Origin of the sequence: Sediminicoccus sp. KRV36, assembly GCF_023243115.1 — a bacterium.
GTDB lineage: Bacteria > Pseudomonadota > Alphaproteobacteria > Acetobacterales > Acetobacteraceae > Roseococcus.
Map to the genome: position 1 here is coordinate 789233 of NZ_CP085081.1, position 18615 is coordinate 807847.

17 protein-coding genes are annotated in these 18615 nt (G+C 69.1%); 3 read left to right on the forward strand and 14 right to left on the reverse strand.

Annotated features, from left to right (window positions below; all coding sequences use genetic code 11):
- Positions 1 to 77: 77 nt before the first annotated feature.
- Both LHU95_RS03660 and LHU95_RS03665 read left to right on the forward strand, forming a co-directional pair.
- On the forward strand, positions 78 to 866 hold the full coding sequence (locus LHU95_RS03660) for a cyclase family protein (RefSeq protein ID WP_248710026.1): 789 nt from the start codon (positions 78 to 80) through the stop codon (positions 864 to 866).
- Complete coding sequence (locus tag LHU95_RS03665; RefSeq protein ID WP_248710027.1) at positions 863 to 1801, forward strand: tripartite tricarboxylate transporter substrate binding protein; 939 nt, start codon at positions 863 to 865, stop codon at positions 1799 to 1801. The genes LHU95_RS03660 and LHU95_RS03665 overlap by 4 nt, the downstream gene beginning before the upstream one ends.
- Before the next feature lie 63 nt (positions 1802 to 1864).
- On the opposite strand, the gene glmS is transcribed toward LHU95_RS03665, so the two are convergent.
- The 14 genes from glmS to LHU95_RS03735 form a co-directional block, all read right to left on the reverse strand.
- Positions 1865 to 3688, reverse strand: coding sequence for a glutamine--fructose-6-phosphate transaminase (isomerizing) (gene glmS, locus LHU95_RS03670; RefSeq protein WP_248710028.1), 1824 nt, complete (start codon positions 3686 to 3688; stop codon positions 1865 to 1867).
- 115 nt (positions 3689 to 3803) lie between these two features.
- Positions 3804 to 4556: an enoyl-CoA hydratase-related protein gene (locus LHU95_RS03675; RefSeq protein ID WP_248710029.1), complete on the reverse strand. Its 753-nt coding sequence runs from the start codon at positions 4554 to 4556 to the stop codon at positions 3804 to 3806.
- Positions 4557 to 4589: 33 nt separating this feature from the next.
- A complete protein-coding gene (gene glp / locus LHU95_RS03680) occupies positions 4590 to 5834 on the reverse strand; it encodes a gephyrin-like molybdotransferase Glp (RefSeq protein WP_248710030.1) in 1245 nt (414 codons plus the stop codon).
- A gap of 69 nt (positions 5835 to 5903) precedes the next feature.
- On the reverse strand, positions 5904 to 6404 hold the full coding sequence (gene mobB, locus LHU95_RS03685; RefSeq protein ID WP_248710031.1) for a molybdopterin-guanine dinucleotide biosynthesis protein B: 501 nt from the start codon (positions 6402 to 6404) through the stop codon (positions 5904 to 5906).
- Between the two features lie 148 nt (positions 6405 to 6552).
- Positions 6553 to 7569, reverse strand: a complete 1017-nt coding sequence (locus tag LHU95_RS03690; RefSeq protein ID WP_248710032.1) for a formate dehydrogenase subunit gamma — start codon at positions 7567 to 7569, stop codon at positions 6553 to 6555.
- Positions 7570 to 7640: 71 nt separating this feature from the next.
- Positions 7641 to 8237, reverse strand: a complete 597-nt coding sequence (gene fdh3B, locus LHU95_RS03695; RefSeq protein ID WP_248710033.1) for a formate dehydrogenase FDH3 subunit beta — start codon at positions 8235 to 8237, stop codon at positions 7641 to 7643.
- Positions 8238 to 8249: 12 nt separating this feature from the next.
- A complete protein-coding gene (locus LHU95_RS03700; protein WP_248710034.1) occupies positions 8250 to 11189 on the reverse strand; it encodes a formate dehydrogenase subunit alpha in 2940 nt (979 codons plus the stop codon).
- A 19-nt stretch (positions 11190 to 11208) separates the two neighbouring features.
- A complete protein-coding gene (locus tag LHU95_RS03705; protein ID WP_248710035.1) occupies positions 11209 to 11439 on the reverse strand; it encodes a twin-arginine translocation signal domain-containing protein in 231 nt (76 codons plus the stop codon).
- A gap of 39 nt (positions 11440 to 11478) precedes the next feature.
- Complete coding sequence (locus LHU95_RS03710; protein WP_248710036.1) at positions 11479 to 12204, reverse strand: molecular chaperone TorD family protein; 726 nt, start codon at positions 12202 to 12204, stop codon at positions 11479 to 11481.
- A gap of 152 nt (positions 12205 to 12356) precedes the next feature.
- The gene (locus LHU95_RS03715) at positions 12357 to 13154 is read right to left on the reverse strand and encodes a DUF3306 domain-containing protein (protein WP_248710037.1); all 798 of its coding nucleotides are present in this window, start codon (positions 13152 to 13154) and stop codon (positions 12357 to 12359) included.
- A complete protein-coding gene (locus tag LHU95_RS03720) occupies positions 13154 to 13654 on the reverse strand; it encodes a DUF3305 domain-containing protein (protein ID WP_248710038.1) in 501 nt (166 codons plus the stop codon). Before LHU95_RS03720 ends, LHU95_RS03715 begins: the two co-directional genes overlap by 1 nt.
- A gap of 482 nt (positions 13655 to 14136) precedes the next feature.
- Positions 14137 to 15165 (reverse strand): DUF6352 family protein, encoded by a 1029-nt coding sequence (locus tag LHU95_RS03725; protein ID WP_248710039.1) that lies wholly within the window; start codon positions 15163 to 15165, stop codon positions 14137 to 14139.
- Positions 15162 to 15767 carry a DUF6505 family protein gene (locus tag LHU95_RS03730; protein WP_248710040.1) on the reverse strand — a complete coding sequence of 202 codons (606 nt, stop codon included), beginning with the start codon at positions 15765 to 15767 and terminating at the stop codon, positions 15162 to 15164. The genes LHU95_RS03725 and LHU95_RS03730 overlap by 4 nt, the downstream gene beginning before the upstream one ends.
- Positions 15752 to 16495, reverse strand: coding sequence for a biotin/lipoate--protein ligase family protein (locus tag LHU95_RS03735; RefSeq protein ID WP_248710041.1), 744 nt, complete (start codon positions 16493 to 16495; stop codon positions 15752 to 15754). Before LHU95_RS03735 ends, LHU95_RS03730 begins: the two co-directional genes overlap by 16 nt.
- An 84-nt stretch (positions 16496 to 16579) precedes the next feature.
- Here LHU95_RS03735 and LHU95_RS03740 point away from each other — a divergent pair, with 84 nt between their 5' ends.
- Positions 16580 to 18613 (forward strand): 4Fe-4S dicluster domain-containing protein, encoded by a 2034-nt coding sequence (locus tag LHU95_RS03740; RefSeq protein WP_248710042.1) that lies wholly within the window; start codon positions 16580 to 16582, stop codon positions 18611 to 18613.
- Positions 18614 to 18615: the final 2 nt, after the last annotated feature.

Below are 18615 nucleotides of genomic sequence, written 5' to 3' on the forward strand. Positions count from 1 at the left end.
ATCCTAGCCAGCCGCCACCCGGTTGTCAGCCGCCCCGGCCCCCGCCTAGCCTGCCGCCAACACAGGAGGAACGCGCCATGCCGCGCCGCATCATTGATATCTCGGTCTCGCTCAAGGCGGGCATCGCCAGCGACCCGCCGCATATGCTGCCCGAGATCGAATATGTGGATCACCACATGAGCGCGCCGCAGATGGCGGAATATATGGGCGTGCCCGTCAGCGCCCTGCCCAATGGGGAATATGCCGCGATCGAGCGGGTGAAGATCAGCACCCATAACGGCACCCATCTGGATGCGCCCTACCATTATTTCTCGCGAATGAATGAGCGGACGGTGCCGGGTGGCGAACCCTCCTGGCGGATTGACGAGGTGCCGCTGGAATGGTGCTTCTCGCAGGGCGTGAAGCTGGATTTCCGGGCCAAGCCCGATGGCTATGTCTGCACGCCCGAGGATGTGCAGGCGGAACTCGCCCGCATCGGCCACAAGCTCAAGCCGCTCGACATCGTGCTGGTGAACACCGCCGCCGCGGCCCGCTATGGCGAGGCAGATTTCATCGACAGCGGCTGCGGCATGGGCAAGGCCGCCACGCTGTGGATGCTGGAGCAGGGGGTGCGCGTGGTCGGCACCGATGCCTGGTCCTGGGATGCACCCTTCAGCCACACGCGCCGCAAGGTGGCCGAGACGGGCGATGCCTCGCTGATCTGGGAGGGCCACCGCGCCGGGCGGGAGATCGGCTACAGCCACCTGGAAAAGCTCGCCAATCTGGACCAGCTGCCGGATCACGGCTTCATGGTGGCGTGCTTCCCGGTGAAGGTGCATCGCGGCAGCGCGGGCTGGACCCGCGCAGTGGCGATCATCGAGGAATGAGAGCGCTCCTCGCGGGTCTGGTGCTGCTGGCGACGCCCGCAGCGGCGCAAGAATGGCGGCCCGAGCGGCCGATGACCATCGTGCTGCCCTATGCCCCCGGCAGCGCCGCCGATGGCTATTCCCGCGCGATGGGCGAGCATTTCACCCGCGCCCTCGGCCAGCCGGTGACGGTGATCAACCGCGATGGCGCGAGCGGCACGGTGGGCATGCGCTTCGTGGCGCAGGCCGCGCCCGACGGGCTGACGCTCGGCATCACGCCGATGACGCCCGTGGTGGTGCAGCCGCATATGGTCCGCAACCTCGGCATCGGGCCGGAGAGTTTTTCCCCGGTTTGCGGCATTGCCGAGAATGTCCTGGGGGTCGTGGTGCGGGCGGACAGCCCCTTCCGTTCCCTGCGGGACCTCGTCACCGCCGGCCGCCCGCTGAGCTATGGCAGCCCGGGGCCCAATTCCCTGCCCTTCCTCGGCGTCTGGCGGATGCAGCGCGCGGCGGGCGGGACATTCGAGCATCTGCCCTTTCGCGGCGATCCGCCGGCGATGACCGAGGTGCTGGCCGGGCGGCTGGATTTCGCGGCCGTGGTCACCGCCTCGGCCAGCGGGCAGATCGGCAGCGGGGCGCTGCGGCTGATCGGCGTGTTCTCCGACCGCCGCCACCCGGATTTCCCAGATGTGCCCTTCGCGCGGGAGTTGGGGATTGATGCGGTGCAGCTCTCCTATGTGGGGATGTACGCGCCGCGCGCGACGCCGGAGCCCGCCTTGGCGGCGCTGGAACGCGCCTGCCGCGAATCGCTGGAAACGCCCGCCTTCCGGGACGTGGCGCGCCGCCTGAACGTGGTGACGCAATACCGCAGCCGCGCCGATTTCACCGCGATGGTCCAGGCGGAATACGCGGCCTTCGGCGTGATCCTGCCCGAACTGGGCGTCCGTCCCGAATGAGCCGGGGTCTGGGGCACCACCATGAAGATGGGGCGGCCCCAGCCGCCGGAGGCCCTTTTTTGCTTACTCCACCGTCACACTCTTCGCCAGATTCCGCGGCTGATCCACATCCGTCCCCTTCAGCACCGCCACATGATAGGCCAGCAGCTGCACCGGAATCGCATAGAGGATGGGCTGCGCGAAAACCCCGATATCCGGCAGCACGATGACCCGTTCCGCGAAGCGTCCCAGTCCCGGCGCGCCGGCCGCATCGGTAAACGCCATGATCCGCCCACCCCGCGCCGAGGCCTCCTGCAGGTTGGAGAGCGTCTTCTCGTAAAGCGGCCCGGAGGGGCAGAGCGCAATGACCGGCACCTGATCGTCAATCAGCGCGATGGGGCCGTGCTTCATCTCGCCCGCCGCATAGCCTTCGGCATGGATATAGCTGATTTCCTTGAGTTTCAGCGCACCTTCCATGGCGATGGGAAACAGCGCGCCACGGCCCAGGAACAGCACGTCGCGCGCCTTCGCGACCTCCGCGGCCATCGCCCGGATTTCCTTGTCGCGCTCCAGCACCGCGGCGGCCTTGGCCGGAACCTCCAGCAGCTCGGCCGTCAGCCTCGCTTCCGCCTCGGCCCCGAGCGTGCCGCGCGCGCGGCCGAGCCCGATGGCCAGGCAGGCCAGCACGGCCAGCTGCGCCGTGATCGCCTTGGTCGAGGCGACCGAAATCTCCGGCCCGGCGACGGTCAGCACGGTGCAGTCGCTCTCGCGCGCCATGCTGCTTTCGGGGACGTTGACGATGGAGAGGATGCTCTGCCCGCGCTCGCGCAGCATGGTCATGGCGGCCAGGTTGTCGGCGGTTTCGCCACTCTGGCTGATCAGGATGGCAGCACCGCCCTCGGGCAAGGGTGGGTCGCGGTAGCGCAGCTCACTCGCCACATCCGCATCCACCGGGATGCGGGCCAGCTCCTCGATCCAGTAGCGCCCCACCTGGGCCGCCAGGAAGGCCGAGCCGCAGGCCGTCATGGTGATGCGCGGCACGCGGACCGGGTCGAAGGGCAGCCGGGGCAGGTTCACCTCCAGCGTGCGCGGATCGAGATATTGCCGCAGCGTATCCCCCAGCACGGCCGGGTGCTCATGGAGTTCCTTCTCCATGAAGTGCCGGTAATTGCCCTTGCCCGTGGTGGCGCCCGAAACGGCGGTGACACGGATCTGCCGCGTCACCGGCTGGTCATGGATGTCGAAGAAGCGCGCATCATCCTGGGAGAGCACGGCCCAGTCGCCCTCCTCCAGATAGGCGATCCGCCGGGTCAGCGGCGCCAGGGCCAGCGCGTCCGAGCCGACGAACATCTCGCCATCGCCGAACCCGACGGCCAGCGGCGCGCCCTGGCGTGCGACGATCAGCGTCTTGGCCTCACCCGCGAACATCATGGCCACGGCGAAGGCGCCATGCACGCGCTTCAGGGCGGCGGCGGCGGCCTGCTCGGGCGTCAGCCCCTGCGCGAGGAGGTGATCCAGCAGCAGGCAGAAGGTCTCGGTGTCGGTTTCGGTCTGGAAATGTGCGCCGTGGCCTTCCAGCTCCTCGCGCAGGTCGGCGTAGTTCTCGAAGATGCCGTTATGCACCACGGCCACGCGCGCCGTGGCATGGGGGTGGGCATTGCGCTCCACCGGGGCACCATGCGTGGCCCAGCGCGTATGGCCGATGCCCGTCGTGCCGCTCAGGGGCGATTCGGCCAGCAGGGCCGCGAGGTTGTTCAGCTTCCCCTCGGCCCGCCGGCGCTCCACCTGTCCCGCCACCAGGGTGGCGATGCCGGCACTGTCATAGCCGCGATATTCCAGGCGGCGCAGCGCCTCCAACAGGCGCGGGGCGGCTGCTTCGCGCCCGACGACGCCGACGATTCCGCACATGGCTCAACCCTCTCAGGGACTCGGATCGAGGGTCCCTGTTCCTCACGGCCCACCTTTTCCGATAATTTCGCGGTCTTGGCGATTGGGGCCGGGGGCGGGGGCCGGAGGGGTGCGGCTATCCGGCCTTCTTCAGGAAGCCGGCAAAGGCGGCCTGGGCTTCGGCGCTGCGCAGCCTTTCGCCGAAGGTGACGCGCTCGGCCGCCATGGCCTCCTTCAGGGCGGCGGCATGCGGGGCGCGGATCAGCCGCTTGGAGGCCTGCACCGAGCCGGTCGGCAGCGCGGCGAGGGTCACGGCCATCCGTGTGGCGGTGGCCTCCACCTCGGCATCCGGCACGGCGCGGGTGGCAAGCCCGGCCGCCGCCGCCTCGGCCCCGCTGAAGCCTGCACCGGCCAGCAGCCACCAATTGGCCAGGGCAGGGCCGACGCGGGCGGGCATCAACAGGGAAGAACCGGCCTCGGGGCAGAGGGCGAGGCGGGTGAAGGGCATCATCAGCCGCGCCGTCTCGCTCGCCACCACCACGTCGCAATGCAGCAGCATGGTGGTGCCGATGCCCACCGCATTGCCGCGCACGGCGGCGATGACCGGCTTGGCGAAGCCGGTGATGGCCTCCAGGAAATCGAAAGCCGCCCCGGGGTCCTTCGGATCACGCTCGCCAGCCGCCGCGAAGTCGCCAATGTCATTGCCGGCGGTGAAATCCTGACCGCCGGCCAGCAGCACCACATGTACCCCACCATCCGCCGCCGCCTGGCGCAGCCCGGCCCCCATGGCGTGATACATCGCCCGTGTCAGGGCGTTCTTCTTTTCGGGCCGGTTGAGGCGAATGGTCAGAATCGCGCCATCGCGCTCGATCAGGACATGTTCGGTCATTGGCGTTTCCCCGTTCTGGCTGCCGGCAGTTAATCAGAAGATGGCAGCGAAGGGGAGGATGCGGATGGGATCCCCCGGGGCCAGCGCCGTGACCTCCTCGGGCAATTCCGCGAAGCCGTCCGATTGCGTGAGCGAGGTGAGCAGCCCCGCCCCCTCGCGCGGGAATTTCTCCGCGCGCAGCCCGGTGGGCGTCTCATGCAGGGTGACGCGGACATATTCGCGGCGGCCCAGCTTCTTGCGATAGCTGAAGCCGGCGGTGCCGGGGATGCGCAACAGCGCCTCGGGCGCGGCGCCGGCCAGGCGCAGGGCCAGTGGGCGGACCAGATGCAGGAAGGTGACGACCGCCGCCACCGGATTGCCCGGCAGCCCCACCATCGGCACGCCATTCACCACGCCCATGGCCGCCGGCCGCCCCGGCTTCACCGCAAGCCGCCAGAAGACCAGCTTGCCGGCACCCTCGATGGCGGCGCGGACGTGGTCCTCCTCGCCCGTGGAGACGCCGCCCGAGGTCACCAGCAGGTCCTGCGTGGCGCTGGCCGCATGCAGGGCGCGCATCGTCGCGGCGGCATCATCGGGCAGGATGCCGAGGTCGGTGACCTGGGCGGGCAGGCGCGCCAGCAGCGCCATCAGGGTGAAGCGGTTGCTGTCGAAGGTCTGGGCGGGGCCCAGCGCGGACCCGGGGGAGGCCAGCTCATCGCCGGTGGAAAACACGCCGATGCGCAGCAGCGGCCGCGCGGGGAGGGTGGCGAAGCCCAGCGCGGCGGCCAGGCCGATCTCGGGCGCGCGCAGGCGTCGGCCCTCGGGCAGCGCGACGCTGCCCCGGGCCACATCCTCGCCGGCGGGGCGGGCATTGGCGCCGCACTTCAGGCCGGGGGGCAGCAGCAGGGTCTCACCTTCGAGGCGCGCATCCTCCTGCATCATCACCGTATCGGCGCCCTCGGGCATGGGGGCGCCGGTGAAGATGCGCGCGGCGGTGCCGGGGGCCAGCGTCACCCCCGAATGCCCGGCGGCGATGCGCCCGGCGAGGGTCAGGCGCGTTTCGCCCGGCGCCAGATCGGCATGGCGGAAGGCATAGCCATCCACCGCGGAATTGAAGAAGGGCGGCAGCGGCGTGCGCGCGACCAGCGGCCCGGCCAGCACCCGGCCCAGCGCCTGGGCGAGCGGCACCGCAACCTCGCCCCCCAGCGGGGCGACCCTGTCGAGGATCAGCGCCTGCGCCGCCTCCACGGTCAGCAGGGGGCCACCAAAGGCGAAGCAGTCATCGGAGAGCTGGGCCATGCCGCGCGCCTAGGGCATCAGCGGCCGAAGCCGCGGCAGGGGCGAGAGACGGGGGAGATGGGCCATGCGCTACGCCCAGTCCACGGCAAGGCGCAGCGCCGCATCGGCAATGCCCGGGATATCGTCCAGCGCCAGCCATGCGGGCGCGGGCGAGGGCGGGGCCACGTCACTCGCCACCGCGCCGATCAGCGCATCCTCGGGGTGCAGCCAGGGCTTGCCATTGGCTGTGCGATGCACCTCGATCTTGGGATGCGCCTCCCGTTTGAAGCCCTCGATGATGACCAGGTCCACGCGGGTGAATTGCGCCAGCAGCTCATTCAGGCCGGGCTCGGGCGCGTCGCGCAGCTCGGTCATCAGCGCCCAGCGCCGGGCGGAGGCGACCAGCACCTGCGCGGCGCCGGCCTGGCGGTGCTCCCAGGAATCCTTGCCGGGCTTGTCCACGTCAAAGGCGTGATGCGCGTGCTTGAGGGTGGAGACGCTGTGCCCCCGCCGCCGCAATTCCGGGATGAGCTTCGTGAGGAGCGTGGTCTTGCCCGCGCCGCTCCATCCCGCAAGGCCGATGATCCGCATGGGGCGTGTCTAGAGCATCATTCGCGGGAACGGTATCGCCCGGGTGCAGGATGGCGAGCAAAAATCGAAGCGCCGGCGCAGGGGTGGCGCATGAAAAAGGCCCGGCCGCGCAAGGCGGCCGGGCCTGATCCGTGGCAGGGGCGCGGGGTTACTCGGCGGGCTTCACGCCGGAGGGCGTCACCACCTGGCGCGCCTTGGCCATTTCCTGCTCGACCCAGAGGGAGTGATGCTCCTTGGCCCAGTTCAGATCCACCTCGCCCGAGCCCATGGCGTCGAACGCGCCCTCCATGCCGAGCGAGCCGATGTAGATATGCGCGATCATCGCCGCCACCATCAGCACCGAGAGCACGGAGTGGATGATGTGGGCCAGCTGCATGTCGGCCACGCCGAACTCGCCCCAGAAGGGGAAGATCAGGAAATAGCCCGAGGCCGCGACGATGCCGCCGCCCAGCACGGTGATCCAGAAGACCATCTTCTGCCCGCCATTGAAGCGGCCCGCCTTGGGGTGGCCCTTGCCGATCAGCCCGCCGCCCATCTTGAACCACTCGATGTCACGGCCGTTCGGGATGTTGTCCTTCACCCAGAGCAGCAGCATGACGACGATGCCGAGCGTGAAGGGGAAGGCCACGAAGTTGTGCGCGATCTTGCCCCAGAGCGAGACATTGGCGAAGGCCTGGGGCCCGAGGACCGGCAGCAGGAGATGCCGCCCGAAGGTGAGGTTGAGGCCCGAGAGACCCAGCACGATGAAGGAGGAGGCGACCATCCAGTGATTGGCGCGCTCCAGGATGTTGAAGCGGCTGATGGTGCGCCCGGCGGGCCCGGCCTCGATCGTGATGCGGCCGCGCGTCAGGTAGAAAGCGGCCAGGATCAGGACCATGCCGCCCACCGCGATGCCGCCGACCCAGGCCAGCGTCACATTGTGGAAATCACGCCAGGCCTTGCCCTGCGGCTGGATCAGCACTTCGGAGCGGGCATCGGGGATGGTGGTGCGCCCCTCGACACGGCCACCCTGGAGCATGCGCTGGAGTTCCATCTCCTCGGCATTCACCGTGCCGCGGCCGGAGCCGGATTGGGTCGGCGTGTTCTGCGCGAAGGCGGGCCCCAGGGTCATTGTCGAAAGGGCAAGAAGCAGCACCAGGAAGGGTGCGAGAATGCGGCGGTTCATATCAAATCCTCCGGAGGGAATGCCCTCCTTTGAAAAAACTTGGCTCCGGCTTGCGCCGGAGCCAGATCAGGTCAGGTGGTGATGTTTTCGCGATAGGCGGTGCGCCACCCCCAGGCGCCCGAGCCATAGCCGCGGCGCTGCACGCGCTCGCGGTAGATGGTGGCGATCATCTCGCCATCGCCGGCCAGCAGGGCCTTGGTGGAGCACATCTCGGCGCAGAGCGGCAGCTTGCCCTCGGCCAGGCGGTTGCTGCCGTACTGGGTGTATTCGACGCGCGTGTTGTCCTGCTGCGGGCCGCCCGCGCAATAGGTGCACTTATCCATCTTGCCGCGGCCGCCGAAATTGCCGACGCGCGGATATTGCGGCGCGCCGAAGGGGCAGGCGTAGAAGCAATAGCCGCAGCCGATGCAGGTGTCCTTGTCATGCAGCACCACGGCATCGGCCGTGGTGTAGAAGCAGGAGGTCGGGCAGACAGCCGCACAGGGTGCGTCGGTACAATGCATGCAGGCCATGGAGATCGAACGCTCCCCGGGCTTGCCGTCATTGATGGTGACGACGCGGCGGCGGTTGATGCCCCAGGGCACCTCATGCTCGTTCTTGCAGGCGGTGACGCAGGCGTTGCACTCGATGCAGCGATCAGAGTCACACAGGAATTTCATACGGGCCATGTGCGTTTCTCCTTAAGCCGCGCGGATCTGGCAGACGGTGACCTTGGTTTCCTGCATGAAGGTTACCGGGTCATAGCCATAGGTGGTCACCGTATTCACGGATTCGCCGAGCACGATCGGGTCGGCGCCCTGCGGATATTTGCTGCGCTGGTCCACACCCTGGAACCAGCCGGCGAAGTGGAAGGGCATCCAGGCGACACCCGGGCCGACACGCTCGGTCACCAGCGCCTTGACGCGGGCCTTGCTGTTGCTCTCGGGGCCAAGCACCCAGACCCAGGAGCCGTCGCGGATGTTGCGTGCGGCGGCATCGCGCGGATTGATCTCCACGAACATGTCCTGCTGCAACTCGGCCAGCCACTTGTTCGAGCGGGTCTCCTCGCCGCCGCCCTCATATTCGACGAGGCGCCCGGAGGAGAGGATGAGCGGGAATTCGGCCGCCACCTGCGGGCTGCGCGCCTGCACCGAGGTGCCCAGATGCGGCAGGCGGAAGCCGCGCCGGTCGGGCAGGGTCGGGTATTGGGCGATCAGGTCGTTGCGGGTGGTGTAGATCGGCTCGCGATGGACCGGCACGGGGTCCGGCAGGTTCCAGGCATTGGCGCGCGCCTTGCCGTTGCCGAAGGGCGAGCAGCCATGCGCGATGGCCACGCGCTGGATGCCGCCCGAAAGGTCGGTCATCCAGGAGACGGCGTCGGGGTTGGCGCCGCCCACCTGCGCGATGCTGGCCTTCTCGGCCGCCGTCAGGTCATCGAACCAGCCCAGGCGCTTCAGCACCGCCACGGTGAATTCGGGGTAGCCGTCCTGGATTTCCGAATCCTTGGACCAGCTGCCCTCGGCCAGCATGGTCACGCCGTTGCGCTCGACGCCGAAGCGCGGGCGGAAGCTGCCGCCGCCATCCTTCACGGCCAGGTTGGTGTTGTAGAGGATGTGGCTGCCCGGGTGGCGCATTTCGGGCGTGCCCCAACAGGGCCAGGGCAGGCCGTAGAAATCGCCGCGGATTTCGGCCGGCGCATTGGGGCCGGCGCGCAGCGTCACGAGGTCGAACTGATCCTGGTGCTGCTGGTGCAGCTTGAGGCGCGCGGCCGAAATGCCCGAATAGCCGGTGCCCCAGGCGCCGCGATTGATCTCGCCGAGGATGCTCTCCGCCGTCGGCTCGCCATTCACGATCTCATAGGGGCGGAACATTTCCTCCGCGAAGCGGATGGTCATGTTGCGGCGCGTGGCGGCGGCGTCCAGCGCCTTCGCCATGTCATAGATCACGCGGTAATCGGTGCGGCTCTCAAAGATCGGGTCCACGATCTTGGAGCACCATTGCACCGAGCGGTTGGAGCTGGTGCGGCTGCCATTCGTCTCGAACTGCGTCGCGATGGGCAGCAGGTAGGTGTTCTCGCGCCGGTTGGACAGCACGGCGAAGGTGGTGGGATGCGGATCGGCCACCACGAGCAGGTCGAGCGCTTCCAGGCCCTTCACCGCTTCGGGCATGCGGGTGACGGTGTTGCCGCCATGGCCGAAGACGATCATGCCCTTGGTGTTGTCGCGCTGCTGCACCTGGTCCTTGGGCAGCAGGATGGCGTCGAAATAGCGCGTCGTCGGAATGCCCGGCGTGTGCATCATGGCGGGCGTGTCGAAGCGGGCGCGCATGCTCTCGAAGGAGACGCCCCAGGCGCGGCACCAATGGCGCCAGGCGGCTTCGTCAATGCCGTAATAGGCCGGCAGCGTCGCCACATCGAGGCCGAAATCCGAGGCACCCTGCACATTGCAATGGCCGCGGAAGATGTTGGCGCCCGTGCCTTCCTTGCCGACATTGCCGGTGGCCAGCAGCAGGATGGAATAGGCGCGCACATTGGCGGTGCCCACGGTCTTCTGCGTGGCCCCCATGCACCAGATCAGCGTCGAGGGCTTTTGCGTGGCGAACTTCTCGGCCACGGCGCGCAGCTGCGCGCCAGGCACGCCCGTCACGCGCTCGACCTCGGCCGGATTCCACTTCGCCACTTCGGCGCGGACGTCGTCCATGCCGTGCACGCGCTGGCGGATGAATTCCTTGTCTTCCCAGTTGTTCTGGAAGATGTGCCAGAGCATGCCCCAGATGATGGGGATATCGGTGCCGGGCCGGATGCGCACGTAATCCGTCGCATGGGCGGCCGTGCGGGTGAAGCGCGGATCAATCACGATCAGGTTGGCGCGGTTCACTTCCTTGCCGCTCAGCACATGCTGGAGCGAGACTGGGTGCGCCTCCGCCGGGTTCCCGCCCATGATGATCATGGTCTTGGAATTGCGGATGTCGTTGTAGGAGTTGGTCTGCGCGCCGTAGCCCCAGGTGTTGGCCACGCCCGCCACCGTCGTCGAGTGGCAGATGCGCGCCTGGTGGTCCACGCTGTTCGTGCCCCAGAAGGCCGCGAATTTGCGATAGAGATAGGCGCCCTCATTCGAGAACTTAGCGCTGCCCAGCAGGAAGACCGAATCCGGGCCGGACTTCTGCCGGATCTCCATCATCTTCTCGCCGATCTCGGCCATCGCCGTGTCCCAGCTCATCCGCTGCCACTGGCCACCGACGAGCTTCATCGGGAATTTGATGCGGCGGTCGCCATGGACGAGCTCACGCACCGAGGCGCCCTTGGCGCAATGCGTGCCGCGGTTGATGGGCGATTCCCAGGCGGGCTCCTGGCCGACCCAGACGCCGTTCTGCACCTCGGCCACTACGGTGCAACCGACCGAGCAATGGGTGCAGATATTCTTGATGCGGGTGACCGGCTGCTCGTGATTGATCACGCCCGTCGCCGCACCCGAGGCTTCGGCCATGCGGGGCGCGATGCCGGCAAGGGCGGCGACACCGGCGCCGGCCAGCCCCGCCTGCTTCAGGAAGGAGCGGCGGTCGAGACCACCCGAGGAAAGGCCCTGATAGGCCGAGGCGAGGCGCTGCTTGGCGCGGGCCCCGTCGGAGCGCTTGATGAGCATGGCGTTTGTCTCCTGGCGCTTACTGTTCGTAGCGGTTGGTGCGGTAGAAGGCCTGCACCGAAGGCGAATTGGGCTGGTAGCGCGCGGCCACGCGCGTCGCCGCATTTTCCTTGCGGGCATCGCGGGCGGGCACGGCATCGGCGCGCTGCGCCAAGGCCGGCGTCACCGCGGCGGCCGCGGCCGCCGTGCCGAAGCCGAGCGTTTTGAGGAACCCGCGGCGCTTGCCGGCCATATCCTGATCATTCGCCATGGCGATCATCCTCCGTTCCAAAAATTCAGGCTCAATTCGTCAGACGGGCAGCTCGGCGGCTGCCAGTTCGACATCCATCAGGGCGCGGCCCAACTCACCCACGGGGCGGTAGAACACCGCCCCCTTGGCCACGCAAAGATCAGCAAAGCAACGCATCGCCCAGGGGCGGATATGGCGCGCGAAGAGGGCATCCGCCTCCTCCGGGACGCCGCCGCGCAGCAGCCCGGCCATCACTTCGCACAGGAAGGCGATGTGGTCCTCAGGCTCATGCACGCCGGCCGAGCGGGTGATGCCCAGGCGCCGGAGGTCCGCGCGCAGCTCGGCCAGCGGGCGCTCATGCAGGAAGCCGGTCAGGTAATAGGAGGCGAAGGGCAGCAATTCACCACGGCCGAGGCCGATGAAAAGGTCATGATATTCACGCTCCAGCGCCTCGGGCCGGGCCTGGCGTGCGGCGGCACCCAGGGTGCCGAGGGCGCGGCCGATTGGCGTGTCATCGGCCGGGATCGCGGCCAGCCGGGCCAGCAAGGCGGGTTCGGGCACATCGCTCAGCAGATGGCCGAGCAGCGCGAAGAGATTGGCCCGGCCCTCGCGCATCGGATCCGCCGCGAGGGGGGAGGCGGATGGCCAGAGATCGGGGCGAAGGGCGTGGCGGGAGATGCCGGTGGCGGCCTCGATCTCCGGGACGCGCTCGGCTGGGATGCCTTGCTGCTTCCAGAGGAACACGGTGCGGCGGGCGACATTGAGCGCCGACTGGAAGGCTTCCATGCCTCCAGCCGCGGCGATCGCGGCATCCAAACCGCCCGTCTGCGTTCCCCGGTCCATTACGTGCGACAGTGCAGAAATCTTGCACTTCCGTCAATGGAAAGGCCCGAAACGATCTGAAATTTCAAGGCTTTAGTTGAGAATGCGAAGCATTCTCAAATAGGCAGGGCGCCGCCATGCCGGCGTGGGCGGGCCGGGGGCGGCTCCTCCGCCACGGCCTGCAGGGGAGGGGGCAAGGCCTCGCTCAGCCGGACCGCGCCTTCCGGCAGCGGAGAGGCTTCCGCCAGTTGCTGCGCCGGTGGCAGTGCTCCGCCAACCAGCTCAAGGGATGCCTCCAGCGCCAAGCCAGGAGGTAAACCGGGCCAGGGATCTGGCTCAACGCTGCCCGGCACCGGGTCGGCCGCGGCCAGGGTGGTGGATTCGGGTTGTTCCGCCTCCCCCTCGGGCTCGGGCTCGGGCTCGGCCTCGCCGATGGCCTGGGCGATCAGCTTGCGCAGCGCCTCGCCGGTTTCCGCGAGGACGTTGCTGAAGCCATTCGGCAGTCCGCCCGGCGTGTTGAAATCCCAGGCGTAGTCGAGCGGGCTCATATAGTCGCGAATCAGCGGGTCGGCCGTCCAGGCCTTGCGCAGGGCGGCGGCGCGCAGCGCCTGTGGCACGCCGGGCTTGAGGAATTGCGTGAAGTCGCTGCTGGCATCCAGCGTCTCGATGGGCGGCAGGCTGGCCAGGTCGAATTCCGGCGCATCGGCGTCCGCCGGGGGCGAATCCAGCCCTGGCGCCAGGGGCGCCGTCGGCGTGGCCGCCATGGGCGCTTCTGGCGCGAGCGCCTGTCGCACCTCCGGCGGGGGCGCGGCGTCGATCAGGGCCGGCTCGGCGGCTGGTTCCGGCACTTCCTCGCCCCGCTTGCGGCGGGACCAGCGGCTGAGGAAGCCCAGCTGCTCTTCGTCGCTGGGCATCAGACGCGCCCCCTGCGGCCGAGCGAATCCATATCCTGCCGGTCCCGCTTGCGCTTATGGAATTCGCGCTCGACGTGATGCGCCGCGACAAAGCTGGCCAGCAGGATGCGCAGGCCGGGCGGCATGGGCAGGGCCTCCACCAGGTCGGTCGGGCCTTCGGTGTAGATTTCGCCCTCGCCCGGATCCACGGTGACCGCCTGGATGCTCATCCCCTCCGGCGTGTCGCGCAGCACCACCCAGATGAGGGGTTCGGCGGCTTCCAGGTTTTCCTTGTAGTTGGGCGTATCCGTGCGGTGCAGCTTCACCTCGGCCAGGCCCGCGAAATACACCTCGCGGCCATTCTCCTCACGCAGCTTGGTCCAGGCGGGCAGGGGGGGGGCTTCCTCCAGCACGGCCAGGGCGCGCCAGACATGGGACTGCCAGATCGTCACCCCCGGCCGGCGCTCGGCCAGGATGGCGACGGGGATGGTGAGCTCGGGAGGGAGGGTTTCGTCGGTCATGATGGAAAACCTTGCACCCGGCGCGTGTGCCCGGGGCGGTTGGGCGGAGCAAGCGGAAACAGGAAGTAAGATTGAAAACAGCGGGGGAACAGGTCCCCCCGCGCCCCCCCATTCCTGGGTTCCCGCAGGGGTTCGGGGAGCCCGCGGCTCCCCGACGGGGTTTGGGGCAGCGCCCCAATCTTATTGATTTTCGGTCTCTTCTTCAATATGTTCCCATTATGTTCTGCGTACCTCATCCACCCCCTCCCGCCGCGTCCCCGCAATTGGCCGGGCGGCGTGATGGCGTGCGCGGCCGCTGCATCGCGGCGCGGCCCCGGCCCATCGCCGATCCGGGCGGTTGGCCGGGCGTTTCGCGGATGGGCCCGGCGCGGCATTTGTCCCAAAGCCATGGCCCGCTGAAAATGCACCGCGCGAGTCATTTCGGCTGCGTCATGCCGACCGAGGCTGCCCCGCGCGCTCGCCCCCGCGGTGACGTGGCGGATTCACGCCGCATCCTCCGCTGCCGTCAGCGGCAAGCCGGAGACGAGGTTTTGCGGCTTCATCCGCACCCGTTGCGCCGCATCCATGGCCAGCGCCAGGTAAACCGGCTTGCCCTTCGCGCGCGGCAAAACCCGGGATGCTTCTTCGAATTCCAGCACGCCCAGCCACAGGATGCGCGCGAGATCGGCCTGCGTGACCTTCTTGCCATCCCACAGCGCATTGGCGATGCGCGTCGCTTCCGCATCCAGGCCGACATGCCAGGTCCAGTTGCGGTCCTCGATGACGGGCACGGGCCGGATGCGCACCGTCTCGCCGAAGATGTGCCGGGTGAAGCGTTCCAGCGCGCGGGCCATGCCGAATTGTCCCTCGCGCGATTCGGCGATGTCCAGCGCCATGTCATGCGCGTCGGAGCGTGGCTTGTAGCCCGGGGCGTTCTCCGCGCTCAGCACATCGAGTTCCACCTCGCGCGGCGGGGCGCCGGCCTCGCTCAGCAGGCGGCCCAGCGCGCCCAGATCGCCATCCGCGTGGCGGGCATCCACCACCTCCTCATCGGCCAGCAGCGTGGCGCCCTGGGTGATGGCGGCGCGTTGGGTGCGGAACAGGCATTCGGCGGCGCGCAGGGCAAAGGCATCGCCCTCGCCCTCCATCGCCGCGCGGGTGACGAGGTGGGTGAGCATCTGCAGGAACAGCGGCGGAATGCCCGCGACATTGCCGCGGAACAGCTTGAGCCATGCGGCTTCCAGCGTGGCCTCGGCCGCCACCCTGTCGCGGAAGGCGAGGAAGACCTGCCAGTTCTCGGCCGCATCTGGGTCGGCGAGGCCAACGGGCTGCACCTCCGCCAGCGGGTGTTCCATCAGCCGGGCATGCAGCGCGCGTTCGGCATCGCAGGCTTCGGCGGGGGGCACGAGTTCGGGGCGGGCGAGGAATGCGCGCCAGAGATCGGGCGTCGCGCGCAGCCGCCCATCCTCATCCAGGTCACAGAGATGGTGCCCGGACGCCACCCAGAAATCACCGGGAGAAAGCAGGGTCATGGCCCATCCTTCAGAGAGCTGGCCGTGAGAAGGGCGGTGAGGTCAGGCGCATCGGCCGGCGGATCCTCCTCGACCTCAGCGATGGCGAAGACGGGCAGGGCGCCGAAATCATGATGCGGCGTTTCCCGCCGGTGCAGGGTGCGGAAGGCCTCGCGGACTTCACCCGTCGCGTCATGGCTGCGATGCAGGGCGAAGACGGTGCCCGGCGGCTGGTCGCAGAGCGATTCCGCGAAGGCGATTTCCTCGGCGGCGGCGGCGCGGGCGGCATCGAGATCGGGCGCGCCATGGCGCGCCTGGATATGCAGGGCCAGGGCTTCCAGGGCGGCCGCCCGCGCTTCGGGCCCGATCTCGGCGACCTCGACCAGGGTGGACCAGCCGAAGCTGCCCAAGCCGAGGAAGCCGCCGCGGAACGCCTGCTGCCGCTTGCCGGAGAGGCCATCCGGCGCGTCATCCCAGAACTGGAAGCCGCCCGGCACCGCCCATTCGCCAGGCTCGGCGGCGGCGGGAAAGATCAGCGTGTCGGAGGGGTCGAGGCGCAGCGTGCGGAGCATCTTCCCTGGCGGGGCGGGCTGCCCTGCCCCTGGCGTCAGCGGATGGGCCATGTCTCGCGCCCCCCTTCGCGGTCCAGCACCAATGCCGCGGTGTTCGGGTCAATGCCGCGCTTCACGGCCTTGTCCCCGGCGAAATCCTCCAGCCGGGCCAGGAATTTCTCGGCCACGCGGCGGGTGCCGCGGGCCTGCCATTCATCGAGATTGGCCATGAGGTGGCGCGCCCAGGCCTCGGTCAGCCCGGCGGGGGTGAGTTCGTCAAACCCCTCCTCCTGGAGCGAGGTTTCGCCCGGATGCTCGCCGGTGATGACGGATTCGGGCCAGGCCAGGCGCAGCTCGAAGCCCAGCACCATCCAGTCCGGTACACCCTCTGGCGCGACTCCCTCGGGCAGGGCGAGGCGCATGCCGCCGACGACGCCGCCATTCACGCAGAGCGTGCCCGGCCAGCGCCAGGTGACCGGAAGCTCCGGCGGCGCGATGGCGGAGAGCGCATCGGCCAGGGCATTGGCGGCGGCGAGATATGCGAGCAGCGCCTGGCCGAGCGGGCGGTCGGGTTCCAGCACCACGGCGGCCTCGGCGCGGTTCAGCGCCCGCACCCAGACCAGTGTGCCGGCGCCGCGCGCGATGGCAGGGCTGAACCCGGCCGGCTCGGAACCGGGAGATTCTGGTGCCGGGGTTTCGGGTGCCAGTTCCACGGCGCGCGCCAGCGCATCGCCCCCTTCGCGCAGCATGACCGGCGCGAAAAGGCTGGGAAGAGGCGGCAAGGCATCGCCGGTGTGCAAGGCTGTGGTCGCTCCCCATCTATGCTGCGAACTGCGGCGGGATATAAGCGCCCGCAACGCCGCCGGGAAGGAAGCCGCCCCCAGATGACCGCATCGCGCATCGCCTTCGTCTGTTCCTGCGAGGATACGATGACGCTGGATGGCCGCGCCCTGGCCAAGGGCTGCGCCGCCCAGGGCAGCGAATTGCGCATGGCCGAGCATCTCTGCCGCAGCCAGCTGGACCGATTCCTGGCCGCCCTCGGCGAAAACCGGCCGATGACGGTGGCCTGCACCCAGGAACAGCCGCTGTTCACCCAGGAGGCGGAGGAGGCCGGCTTCACCGCCGCGCTGGATTTCGTGAATATCCGCGAGCATGCCGGCTGGGGCGCCCAGGGGGATGAGGCCGGGCCGAAGATGGCCGGGCTCCTGGCCTCGGCCGCGGTGCCGCTGCCGGGCATTTCGCTGGTGTCCATGACCAGCCAGGGCATCGCGCTGGTCCTGGGGCGGGACGCCGTGGCGCTGGAGGCGGCGCGCGCCCTCGCGGACAAGCTCGACATCACGGTGCTGCTGACGGGCGAGGAGGCGGTGACGCCGGCCCGCCGCGTCGAATTCCCCGTGCTGCGTGGCCGCGCGCGCTCGGCCACCGGGTTTCTCGGCGATTTCACGGTGACCGTGGATGACACGGCCGCGGCCTCCCCCGCCTCCCGCGCGGCCTATCTCTGGGGCGAGGGCAAGAATGGCACGCAAAGCCGCTGCGATGTGATCCTGGACCTCTCCGGCCGGCCTGCGCTGTTCCACGAGACGCGCCAGGGCTATCTGCGCGCCGACCCGGGCGATGCCGCCGCCGTCGCCCGCGCCATGGCGGCGGCCGGGGAACTGGTCGGCACCTTCGACAAGCCGCGCTTCGTGAATTTCGACCAGGGGCTGTGCGCGCATAGCCGGAACAAGAAAGTCGGCTGCACCCGCTGCCTCGATCTTTGCCCGACTGGCGCCATCACCCCATCGGGCAAGGATTGGGTGAATGTCTCGAACGAGATCTGCGCCGGCTGCGGCGCATGTGCCGCCGTCTGCCCGACCGGCGCCATCCAATACGCGCTTCCCACCGCTGATGCCCTGGCGCGGCGCATGCGCGCCATGCTGCTGGGCTTCGCCGAGGCCGGTGGGCGCGATCCCATCCTGCTGATCCATGACGATGCCCATGGCGAGGCGCTGCTGGACGCTCTGGCCCGGCATGGGGATGGCCTGCCCGCCCGCGTGCTGCCGCTGCGGGTGAATGAGGTGAGCCAGCTGGATCTCTCGCTGCTGGTGGGCGCCTTTGCCTGGGGGGCGGCGGGGCTGCGCCTGCTGATGCCGGCGCGGCGTGGCCATGGCACGGAGGGCGTGTTTCGCAATCTGGATTATCTCAACGCGGCGCTGTCCGGCCTCGGCCTCGGCCTCGGCCCGCGCGCCCTGGCGATCGAGACGGATGATCCCTTCACCCTGGGCGAGGCGCTGGGCGCCACCGCGCCGCTGCGCACCCACTGGACCGCCGACAGCTTCCTGCCCCAGGGCGCCCCGCGCGAGGTGATGCGCCAGGGCTTCCGTGCCCTGCACAGCGCCAGCGGCGCGGCCGTCACGCAGATCGCCATGCCGGCGCAGGCACCCTTCGGCATCGCGCGGGTGGCGGCCGAGGGCTGCACCCTGTGCCTCGCCTGCACCATGGTCTGCCCGACCTCCGCCTTCACCGCCAATCCGGACACGCCGCAGCTGCGCTTCCTGGAGGAGGCCTGCGTGCAATGCGGCCTCTGCGCCGTGACCTGCCCGGAAAAGGTGATCACGCTGGAGCCGCGCCTGAACTTCGCGCCCGAGGCGAGGCAACCCGTGGTGGTCAAGGAAGAGCCGCCCGCCGAGTGCCCTTCCTGCGGGAAGCTGTTCGGCGTGAAGTCGAGCGTGGAGCGGGTGAAGGCGAAGCTCACCGCCAGCGGCCACTGGATGTTCCAGGACCCCGCGCGGCTGGCCATGCTCGATCTTTGCGAGGATTGCCGGGTGGGTGCGGCGACCAATGCCGCACTCGACCCCTATGCCACCACGGAACGCCCCAGGGCCAAGACGACCGAGGATTTCCTGCGCGAGGCGGAGCGGGCGAAGAAGCTGAATTGAGG

Bases quoted from the DNA above. Each gene is read 5' to 3' on its own strand.
- LHU95_RS03660 (WP_248710026.1), top strand. From the start codon at position 78: ATGCCGCGCCGCATCATTGATATCTCGGTCTCGCTCAAGGCGGGCATC.
- LHU95_RS03665 (WP_248710027.1), top strand. From the start codon at position 863: ATGAGAGCGCTCCTCGCGGGTCTGGTGCTGCTGGCGACGCCCGCAGCG.
- glmS (WP_248710028.1), bottom strand. From the start codon at position 3,688: ATGTGCGGAATCGTCGGCGTCGTCGGGCGCGAAGCAGCCGCCCCGCGC.
- LHU95_RS03675 (WP_248710029.1), bottom strand. From the start codon at position 4,556: ATGACCGAACATGTCCTGATCGAGCGCGATGGCGCGATTCTGACCATT.
- glp (WP_248710030.1), bottom strand. From the start codon at position 5,834: ATGGCCCAGCTCTCCGATGACTGCTTCGCCTTTGGTGGCCCCCTGCTG.
- mobB (WP_248710031.1), bottom strand. From the start codon at position 6,404: ATGCGGATCATCGGCCTTGCGGGATGGAGCGGCGCGGGCAAGACCACG.
- LHU95_RS03690 (WP_248710032.1), bottom strand. From the start codon at position 7,569: ATGAACCGCCGCATTCTCGCACCCTTCCTGGTGCTGCTTCTTGCCCTT.
- fdh3B (WP_248710033.1), bottom strand. From the start codon at position 8,237: ATGGCCCGTATGAAATTCCTGTGTGACTCTGATCGCTGCATCGAGTGC.
- LHU95_RS03700 (WP_248710034.1), bottom strand. From the start codon at position 11,189: ATGCTCATCAAGCGCTCCGACGGGGCCCGCGCCAAGCAGCGCCTCGCC.
- LHU95_RS03705 (WP_248710035.1), bottom strand. From the start codon at position 11,439: ATGGCGAATGATCAGGATATGGCCGGCAAGCGCCGCGGGTTCCTCAAA.
- LHU95_RS03710 (WP_248710036.1), bottom strand. From the start codon at position 12,204: ATGGAAGCCTTCCAGTCGGCGCTCAATGTCGCCCGCCGCACCGTGTTC.
- LHU95_RS03715 (WP_248710037.1), bottom strand. From the start codon at position 13,154: ATGCCCAGCGACGAAGAGCAGCTGGGCTTCCTCAGCCGCTGGTCCCGC.
- LHU95_RS03720 (WP_248710038.1), bottom strand. From the start codon at position 13,654: ATGACCGACGAAACCCTCCCTCCCGAGCTCACCATCCCCGTCGCCATC.
- LHU95_RS03725 (WP_248710039.1), bottom strand. From the start codon at position 15,165: ATGACCCTGCTTTCTCCCGGTGATTTCTGGGTGGCGTCCGGGCACCAT.
- LHU95_RS03730 (WP_248710040.1), bottom strand. From the start codon at position 15,767: ATGGCCCATCCGCTGACGCCAGGGGCAGGGCAGCCCGCCCCGCCAGGG.
- LHU95_RS03740 (WP_248710042.1), top strand. From the start codon at position 16,580: ATGACCGCATCGCGCATCGCCTTCGTCTGTTCCTGCGAGGATACGATG.